This window comes from Algibacter sp. (genome assembly GCF_039977455.1).
Lineage (GTDB): Bacteria > Bacteroidota > Bacteroidia > Flavobacteriales > Flavobacteriaceae > Algibacter_B.
In genome coordinates, this window is sequence record NZ_JBDWDG010000018.1 from 99,457 (window position 1) to 108,503 (window position 9,047).

Annotated in this window: 8 protein-coding genes; 6 read left to right on the top strand and 2 right to left on the bottom strand. The window is 32.7% G+C overall.

Annotated elements, in window-relative coordinates; all coding sequences use genetic code 11:
* The first annotated feature begins 7 nt into the window (after positions 1-7).
* The 3 genes from ABJM36_RS08405 (at position 8) to ABJM36_RS08415 (ending at position 4,226) form a co-directional block, all read left to right on the top strand.
* Positions 8-829, top strand: coding sequence for an ABC transporter ATP-binding protein (locus ABJM36_RS08405; protein WP_348451008.1), 822 nt, complete (start codon positions 8-10; stop codon positions 827-829).
* 126 nt (positions 830-955) lie between these two features.
* The gene (locus ABJM36_RS08410; RefSeq protein ID WP_348451009.1) at positions 956-2,209 is read left to right on the top strand and encodes an alginate export family protein; all 1,254 of its coding nucleotides are present in this window, start codon (positions 956-958) and stop codon (positions 2,207-2,209) included.
* A gap of 481 nt (positions 2,210-2,690) precedes the next feature.
* Positions 2,691-4,226, top strand: coding sequence for a YifB family Mg chelatase-like AAA ATPase (locus ABJM36_RS08415; RefSeq protein ID WP_348451010.1), 1,536 nt, complete (start codon positions 2,691-2,693; stop codon positions 4,224-4,226).
* A gap of 319 nt (positions 4,227-4,545) precedes the next feature.
* Here ABJM36_RS08415 and ABJM36_RS08420 read toward each other — a convergent pair whose 3' ends face one another.
* Positions 4,546-4,938 (bottom strand): hypothetical protein, encoded by a 393-nt coding sequence (locus tag ABJM36_RS08420; protein ID WP_348451011.1) that lies wholly within the window; start codon positions 4,936-4,938, stop codon positions 4,546-4,548.
* Positions 4,939-5,452: 514 nt separating this feature from the next.
* Positions 5,453-6,088 (bottom strand): response regulator transcription factor, encoded by a 636-nt coding sequence (locus tag ABJM36_RS08425; RefSeq protein WP_348451012.1) that lies wholly within the window; start codon positions 6,086-6,088, stop codon positions 5,453-5,455.
* Positions 6,089-6,377: 289 nt separating this feature from the next.
* Here ABJM36_RS08425 and ABJM36_RS08430 point away from each other — a divergent pair, with 289 nt between their 5' ends.
* The 3 genes from ABJM36_RS08430 to ABJM36_RS08440 form a co-directional block, all read left to right on the top strand.
* On the top strand, positions 6,378-7,049 hold the full coding sequence (locus ABJM36_RS08430) for a TIGR02594 family protein (protein WP_348451013.1): 672 nt from the start codon (positions 6,378-6,380) through the stop codon (positions 7,047-7,049).
* Positions 7,050-7,106: 57 nt separating this feature from the next.
* A complete protein-coding gene (locus ABJM36_RS08435; RefSeq protein WP_348451014.1) occupies positions 7,107-7,823 on the top strand; it encodes a YEATS-associated helix-containing protein in 717 nt (238 codons plus the stop codon).
* A gap of 116 nt (positions 7,824-7,939) precedes the next feature.
* The coding region (locus ABJM36_RS08440; RefSeq protein ID WP_348451015.1) for a DUF2891 domain-containing protein at positions 7,940-9,047 on the top strand (1,108 nt) is incomplete at its 3' end.

Here is a 9,047-nt window from a genome sequence, read left to right on the forward strand (position 1 = left end):
GGAGATTATGAGCACTATATTAGAAAATAAAACAATAACTAGTAATGGTCTTTTTCCTTCGAAGAATGTCATGTTGGATTTGAAAAACCTTAAGAAGGTATATCCAACTCCAAAGGGTGATTATGTGGTTCTAGAAGATTTAAATCTCCAAATACGAAAAGAAGAGTTTGTCACCATTATTGGGCATTCTGGTTGTGGAAAAACAACCATGCTTTCTATGATTGCTGGATTAAACCCTATTTCCGGAGGTAATATTTCGGTATTAGGAAAACATATTAAGGGTCCTGGGCCAGATAGAGGTGTTATTTTTCAGGCACCTAGTTTAATGCCTTGGATGACAACTTTACAAAATGTTATGTTAGGTGTTAACCAAGTGTTTCCGCACGCATCAAAAGCACAACGTACCGATATTGCTAAATATTATTTGCAAAAAGTAGGTATGGAAGATTCGTTTAATAAACGTGCTTCAGAGTTATCTCAAGGTATGCAACAACGTGTTGGTATTGCAAGAGCTTTTGCTATTAAACCTAAAGTATTATTGCTTGATGAGCCTTTTGGAATGTTAGATTCGTTAACACGTGGAGAGCTTCAAGATATACTTATTGAAATTTGGAATAAGGAAAAAATTACTGCGGTTATGATTACACACGATGTGGATGAGGCTATTTTTTTAGCAGATCGCGTTGTTATGATGACTAGCGGACCAAAGGCTAAAATTGGTGATATTTTAAATATTGATTTTGAACGGCCTAGAACTCGTAAATCTGTTTTAGAGCACGAGGATTACTACAAATACAGAAAACACTTAATTGACTTTTTAGAGCATTAATTAAATAATTAACAATAAAACTTGTTGTGATTTTCAAATTATGAAATTATTTTTATCATAATTAAAGGATAACTACAACTAAAAATTAACAAAAACTCAAACAATCAAATATTAAAAACAAGTAACATGAAAAAACAATATGTATTAATAGGCCTAATGGCATTGATAGTTCAATTTGCACAGGCACAGTTTACATTAGATGGTGAATTTAGACCAAGAACCGAGTACCGAAATGGTTTTGGAAGTATTATTGCAGATGCTGCAGATCCTGGTTTTGGTATTTCAACACGAATTAGATTAAATGCAGGTTATAATACGGATGCCTATAAGTTTTATTTAAGCTTTCAAGATATTATGGTTTGGGGAGAAAACAGACAAATTTTACCGTACGACCAAAACAACTCGTTTGCAGTATTTCAAGCTTGGGCAGATATAACATTAGGAGAAGGGTTTTCTACTAAATTAGGACGTCAAGTTATTTCTTATGACGACCAAAGAATTTTTGGGGGTCTAGATTGGGCACAACAGGGGCGTAACCATGATGCTGCTTTATTAAAGTACAAAAAAGGAAAATTTATGGCCGATGTTGGTTTGGCGTTTAGTCAAGACTATTCTAACCCAACAGGGTTTCAATCTACTTCAACGGTGTATAGTACAACAGGATACTTTTCATATAAAACCATGCAATATGTATATTTAAAACAAGCTTGGGAAAACTTTTCTGGTAGCCTACTAGTACTAAACAATGGTTTTCAAAAATACGACACAAATAGTAATCCAGATGGTGTAAACAGTATTCAAACTATTGGAACGCATTTAGACTATTCTAAAGGGAAATTTGGAGCTGCAGCAAACGCATTTTTACAAATGGGAGATACTGTTGATGGTGCTTATTTATTAGGATTGGACCTAACGTACAAAACATCTGATAAAGTAAAGCTTGGTGCAGGTTTAGAAATTATTAGCGGTAACGATACAGCAACCGCCGATAGTGAAGCCTTTTTTCCATTATATGGTACAAATCATAAATTCAATGGGTTTATGGATTATTTCTACGTAGGTAACCATGCTAACAATGTTGGATTAGTTGATATTCATGTAAGTGCAGATTTTAAATTAAATAAATCTTCCAGCTTAATGGTTAAAGCATTAAATTTTAGTGGTGAGCAAGAATTGGTTAGTGGAGAAAAATCTTTAGGAACTGAAATTGATATTGTGTTTAAAAAAGCATTTAAAGGTTATGCTTTAGTGGTAGGATACTCGCAAATGTTTGCTAATGATGGTATGTATGAGCTAAAAAGTGTTAATGAAAGTGCAGCGGCAGATATGCAAAACTGGGCTTGGGCTATGTTAGTAATTAAACCTAAGTTTTTAAACTAAAAACCGTATAAATTTTTTCATCAGTGAATTGGATTTAGTTTATATGTTAATAAAACGTATTAGCTCGAAAATCCAATTTATTTGAATCCCGCTTCGGCGGGATTCTTTGTTTTTATCTAGAATGATTAAAATACATTTTATTAATAATTCAATTTTATAAAAGATATATATATTCGTGGTTTTTAATAGAATCTACTGATAACTAGTAAGTTGTAGAGTGAAATGTTAATTGTTAGATAGCAGTAACACTAACAATTTCAAGCAAAAGGATAGAGCTTGCTAGTTTTTCTGTTATTTTTTTTAATAATACATCATCGTGTAATATATTTAATTCAGTTATTTTAGATTTGTAAATAAGACTCTGTAGTTCTTTTCGAGGTCTTATGTTTTAAATTATTATAATTTAAATACATTTCTTACATTTAAGCAATATGAAATCCAATGAGATATTCTAGTGAATATCCTAAAAGATAGTTGTTATATGCTTAAAAAAGTTTTTGCTAGTGCTGTATTTGGTGTAGAAGCTTCAACCATAACCGTTGAGGTAAATGTAGATAAGGGTGTGGGGTATCATCTTGTAGGATTACCCGATAATGCTATCAAAGAAAGTAATTTTAGAATTGCAGCAGCACTTCAAAATAACGGCTATCGAATTCCAGGAAAAAAAATTATAATTAATATGTCGCCTGCCGATTTGCGAAAGGAGGGAAGCGCATACGATTTAACTTTAGCTATTGGTATTCTAGCATCTACAAATCAAATTAAAGCCGAAGATTTAGACAAATACCTCATTATGGGTGAGTTGTCTTTAGATGGGAGTTTACAACCCATAAAAGGCGCTTTACCTATAGCTGTAAAGGCAAGAGAAGAAGGTTTTAAAGGCTTTATTTTACCAAAACAAAATGCCAAAGAAGCTGCTATTGTGGATAACCTGGAGGTTTATGGTGTTGAAAATATTGAGCAAGTTATTAACTATTTTGATAAAGGCGAACCTATAGAACAAACCATTATAAATACTAGAGAAGAGTTTGAAAAAAATCTAGATTTCCCTGAGTTCGATTTTTCGGATGTAAAAGGACAGGAAGGTATAAAACGCTGTATGGAAATTGCGGCAGCTGGCGGTCATAATATTATTTTAATTGGTCCTCCGGGTGCTGGTAAAACGATGCTAGCAAAACGATTACCAAGTATTTTACCACCAATGACGTTGCATGAGGCTTTAGAAACTACAAAAATTCATTCTGTTGTTGGTCGGGTTAAAGACACAGGATTAATGGCGCAACGCCCATTTAGAAGTCCTCATCATACAATCTCGAACGTAGCGCTTGTTGGCGGCGGAAGTTATCCGCAACCCGGAGAAATTTCATTATCGCACAATGGGGTTTTGTTTCTAGATGAATTACCTGAATTTAAGCGGGAGGTTTTAGAAGTGATGCGGCAGCCATTGGAAGATAGAGAGGTTACGATTTCTAGAGCAAAATTTACGGTAACCTATCCATCGTCTTTTATGTTGGTGGCGAGTATGAATCCTAGTCCAAGTGGTTTTTTTAACGACCCAGACGCACCAATTACATCGTCTCCAGCGGAAATGCAACGCTATATGGGAAAAATTTCTGGCCCTTTGTTAGATAGAATTGATATCCATATTGAAGTTACCCCTGTGCCTTTTGATAAGTTAAGTGATGACAGAAAAGGAGAAACATCGGTAGATATTAGAAAACGAGTTACTAAAGCAAGAGAGGTGCAAACCAAGCGTTTTGAAGATTCTGATAGCGTACATTATAACGCCCAAATGAACGTGAAACAAATTAGAACCCATTGTGTTTTAGATGAGGGTTCAAAGCAACTATTAAAAACAGCCATGGAACGTTTAAACTTATCGGCTCGTGCTTACGACAGGATTTTGAAAGTGTCTAGAACTATTGCTGATTTAGAAGGTGATGCCAATGTTAATGGTGCTCATATAAGTGAGGCTATACAGTATCGTAGTTTAGATCGTGATGGTTGGTTGGGTTAAACATTCCTGCGGAGGCAGGAATCTCTTTGATTAAAACTCTAATTTAATATGTTGGTTTCTCAAGCGTTTCGATATTAACAATAATAATACCTAAATAAATAATTTATAATAAATTGGGTGAATAATAGTTTAACGGCACAAGCAAGATGCTTGCGCTAGCGGGGAATACATAACAATCAATACTAACATAGAAGAAAATAAATATAAATACATCAACTAATAATAACCATACAACACCAATAAATAATAAATAACAATAGAGAGAAAATAAAATAATTGGAATCAATAAAATATAACTATTCGTTTAGAAATAATAATATTAATTGCCTTTAAATTTCTTATCTTTTTTATTCTTTAATTCTTCTTCTAATTTACTAATTCTATCGTGTAGTTTAGAATTCCCCATATCAGCAAAATATATACTTACAAAAAACGTACAAATACAAAAGTATATTATAACACCTATAGTTTTACTATCTGTATCAATAATATCGTTTATATAATATTTTAAAATAAAAATAGGGATAATAGAATAAAGAAGTACACAAAAAAAATAGAAAAGCAATTTATCCGCTTTACCAACTAAGGGTTTTAATATCTTATTAATAATATATTTTGAATCAGGTAATTTCGGTTCAAAATATTTAGTAAAAATAGCTGTTAAAATAATTGTTATAATTACTATAAAATAATTGTTGTTCAATATTTCCATATTACAAAATTAATTAAAAATACTACTCTATAATTTAGTAATCATTAAGAGTTTTAAACAATATATGTAGGGTCTCTAAAAAGGTTAAATATAATATAGTACTCAATAAGATAGCCAACACGCACATTACACACCCCAGCACCCCTCGCTAGCGCGAGCGTCTCGCTCGTGAACATAAGAGTGTTTCGTTCTAAAAATACATCTTTTGAATCTTGTCATTGCAAAACGATTATAACCTTACTATTGTAAACGAACAAAAACCTCAAATTAAATATGAGAATTCAGCAAACAAGTGCGTTAGGGATTGCAACGGCATCCTTTTGTTTTTGTTGGTTGAAGATTACTAGTAATAATAGATATACTTGGTTATTAGCGAGTTTCTGCCTAAGTAGGAACATAAAAAACAAAAGATATAGTGGAAAGCCCGACCCTTTTGGGTAACGCCCAAAATACTGAATAGTCTGCTTTTTAAAATAGAAGGTAAGTTGCTATCAGAATATGATAACCTGTTTTTTTAAGGCGTAAAAAGCTTATTTTTAATCGCATAAAGCACCAATCCTATTCTGTTTCTCACATTAAACTTATTAAATAAGGCATCGCGATAGCCATCTATCGTTTTCGGGCTTAGAAACATTTTGGCTGCAATTTCCTTATAGGTTTTGTCGGTGCAAGCGTGATTTAAAAACTCTATTTCACGCTCTTTCAAAATGCTCTTGTTTTTTTCTTGATTATGAAGTGCGTCAACAAGTATTTTTGATACATGTTCGGTATGGTAATAGCCTTTGTTAATGGTTTGGATTAAGGCTTTTTCTAAAGTGCTTTTTTCGATATTCTTTAATAAAAAACTTTTTGCGCCTGCTTCTAGCATTTGTAAAACATCATTTTTTTTGTTTTCTACTGAAATGGCAATAATCTTTACATTTGGATAGCGATTTTTAATGTGTTTTGTGGCTTGTATACCGTTTAAAACAGGCATATTTACATCCATTAGAATGATATCTGGATGTTTTAAGGAAGCATCTAATTTTTCTATAATTTCTTTACCAGTATTACAGGTATAACACACCTGGAAATTTTTAAAAGAATCTACCAAGGTTGCCATAGCCTGAGCTAATAATTGGAAATCGTCTACAACAGCTACATAGTACATAATAAAAATGTTTAATAGCTATTAAAAAGTTGCAATTAAATGGGGAGTATTACAAATATAATATTTTTATTACTTGTAAAGTGTTAAAAATCAATTATATATTGAGTGTTTTGTGGTTTTTTTTATTCTGTCGAGAGCACTGTAATAAGAGGAGGATATTAAAAAAAAAGGTGTTAAATAATCTTCATATATAAAAAGTCAGTGTTTTTCCTATAGCTAAAAAAGGGTTTTTCCTCTTTTAATCTCTTTATAATTAATTCAAATTGCATAGAGCACAAATCAATCAAGCATGAAAAATTTATTAAATGTAGCTATTAACGAAGTTGGTATTACGGAAATAAAAGGGATAGAACATAATAAGCGTATTTTGGAGTATGCTGAACAATCCTTTTTTTCATGGATAAAAGATGACGAAACCCCTTGGTGCAGCATATTTATTAATTGGGTGGCGAAACAAGCTGGATTAGATACCTCAAAATCTGCGGCGGCACGCTCTTGGCAAACCGTGGGTTTTGAAACTCAAGATCCAGAACCTGGAGATATTGCTGTGTTTTGGAGAGATAGTATTAATTCCCATTTAGGTCATGTTGGTATTTACTTAGGGTTTTCAAAAGATGGTACTCGTATTTATGTTTTAGGCGGTAACCAAGGCGATGCGGTTTCTATATCGGCATATCCAACCGATAGAGTTTTGTCTTTTAGAAGATTAACCAATACCGGAAGTGCAAAGCTTCCACCAAGTCCGTTGCGTAATGGTAGTAAAGGAAATAATGTTGTAAAGCTTCAAAACGCTTTAAAAGTTTTGGGGTTTAATCCTGGGACTTCAGACGGAAGATATGGCAATAAAACTGAAAATGCCATAAAGCAACTTCAATCTACAAACTCTAAATTAAATATTACAGGGATTTATAATGCAAGCACTAAAAAGTATATGGAAACTTTACTAGCTAATAAAGGTTAAAAAAATCTCCAATACGAATTAAAATTCACACATAACAAAACTAATAGATCACTCAACATGAAGGAATCAAAACATATTAAAATATTAATATCTATTGCTGTAATCGCTGGTGCAATGGGTGGTATTGGTAATTATTTAATGATGGATCTAGGTTTAGATGATCGCACAAGTATTGTAAAACCTATTTTTTTGGGTATTATTGCGGCGGCCGTATTACCATTGTTTTTAAAACTAGTATCTAGTAATATTCTAGACTTTGTTGAAGAACATTTAAGGTTTAAAAACTATACATACTTTGTTAGTCTTTGTTTGTTGGCAGCCCTTTTTGGTGATGTTTTTTTGCAAGGTATTTATGCTAAAGTTTTTAATGAGTTAACCGAGGAAATTGCGACTATCGATAAAAAGATAGAAGACTCTAATGAAAAAGCAGACTACGCGCTTTACAATATAAAATTAGAGAATGATAAGAAAAAAGAAGTTGGTAATTCTAAGGAAATTAGAGATCATAGGGATCAAAAAATCAGTGACTATTCTAAAGATTATAAACTCAATAAAACAGAGGCAGCTATACTTTATGAAATTAAAGAAAATAAAATTTCGGAGCCCGATGAGTTATATAAATTAGGTGGTAAAGAGGCGGTAGATGCAACGCTATCAAAATTTAAAAAAGAAGACCTTGTTAAAGAGTTTGATTTGAATGATACTAAAGTTATTGTCCCCAAAACTAAATTTATGACCAATTTGAATGACATGAATAAGTCGAATTCAAAATAGGTAAGCATTTGGGGTTTAATCATAATCGATTGTTAAAGTATATTCAATCATAGCTATCGCATCTTTCTCCTTACAAATTCCTTTTTCATTAATAGATTTAATTATAAATTTATAACATGAAAAACACCCTTAATTTACTACTAGTACTTTTAGTTTTTAATTGCCAGAATAAACCAAGTAGCCGAGAATTAGAACCTGCGGTTGAAAACAAGCTAGAAGCTGTAAGCATACTTAATATTAATCAAGCAAATGCTTTAGCAAACTTACCGTTAAACTGTATTAATACCGAGTACCCAAATCGCTTATCGCAAACTTTGGGAGGTCAGGAAGATTTAAAATCACCAATGCAATTGCATCCGGCCTTTTATGGTTGTTTCGATTGGCACTCATCGGTTCATGGGCATTGGAGTTTGGTAAGCTTGTTAAAATCGTTTCCCGAAATTGATAACGCTTCGGTTATTAAACAAAAACTTCTTAATACCATTTCAATGGAAAATATTGAAGCCGAGGTAGCCTATTTTCAAGGTAAGCACAATACATCTTACGAGCGTACTTATGGTTGGGCTTGGTTATTAAAACTCGCCGAAGCGTTACATACCTGGGATAATGAAACCGCAAGACAGTTGGAGGCTAACTTGCAACCGTTAACCAATTTAATAGTTTCAAAATATATTGAATTTTTACCAAAGTTAAATTATCCGCAGCGGGTAGGAACGCATACAAACACGGCTTTTGGTTTGTCTTTTGCTTATGATTATGCTGTAACGGTTAACCATGAACCCTTGAAAAATGCTATTAAAACCCGAGCCTTATATTTTTTTAAGGAGGATAAAAATTGCCCTATGTCTTGGGAGCCTAGCGGAAGTGATTTTTTATCGCCATGTTTGGAAGAAGCCGCCTTAATGAAGCGTTTGTTATCTGTTAACGATTTTAAAATTTGGCTGAATGATTTTCTGCCAGAATTAAAAAATAAGAATTTTAATTTAGAAGTTGGTTTAGTATCAGATCGGACTGATGGTCAATTAGTACATCTTGATGGTGTTAATTTCTCAAGAGCGTGGAGTATGAATACAATAGCTAAAGGCCTGCCTGAATATAGTCACTTGAAAAATATAGCTAATAAACATATTAATTATTCGCTTCCAAGTATTTTTGATGATGGCTACGAAGGTGGCCACTGGTTAGGAAGTTTTGCTATTTATGCCTTGAATTCTACAAAAGAAT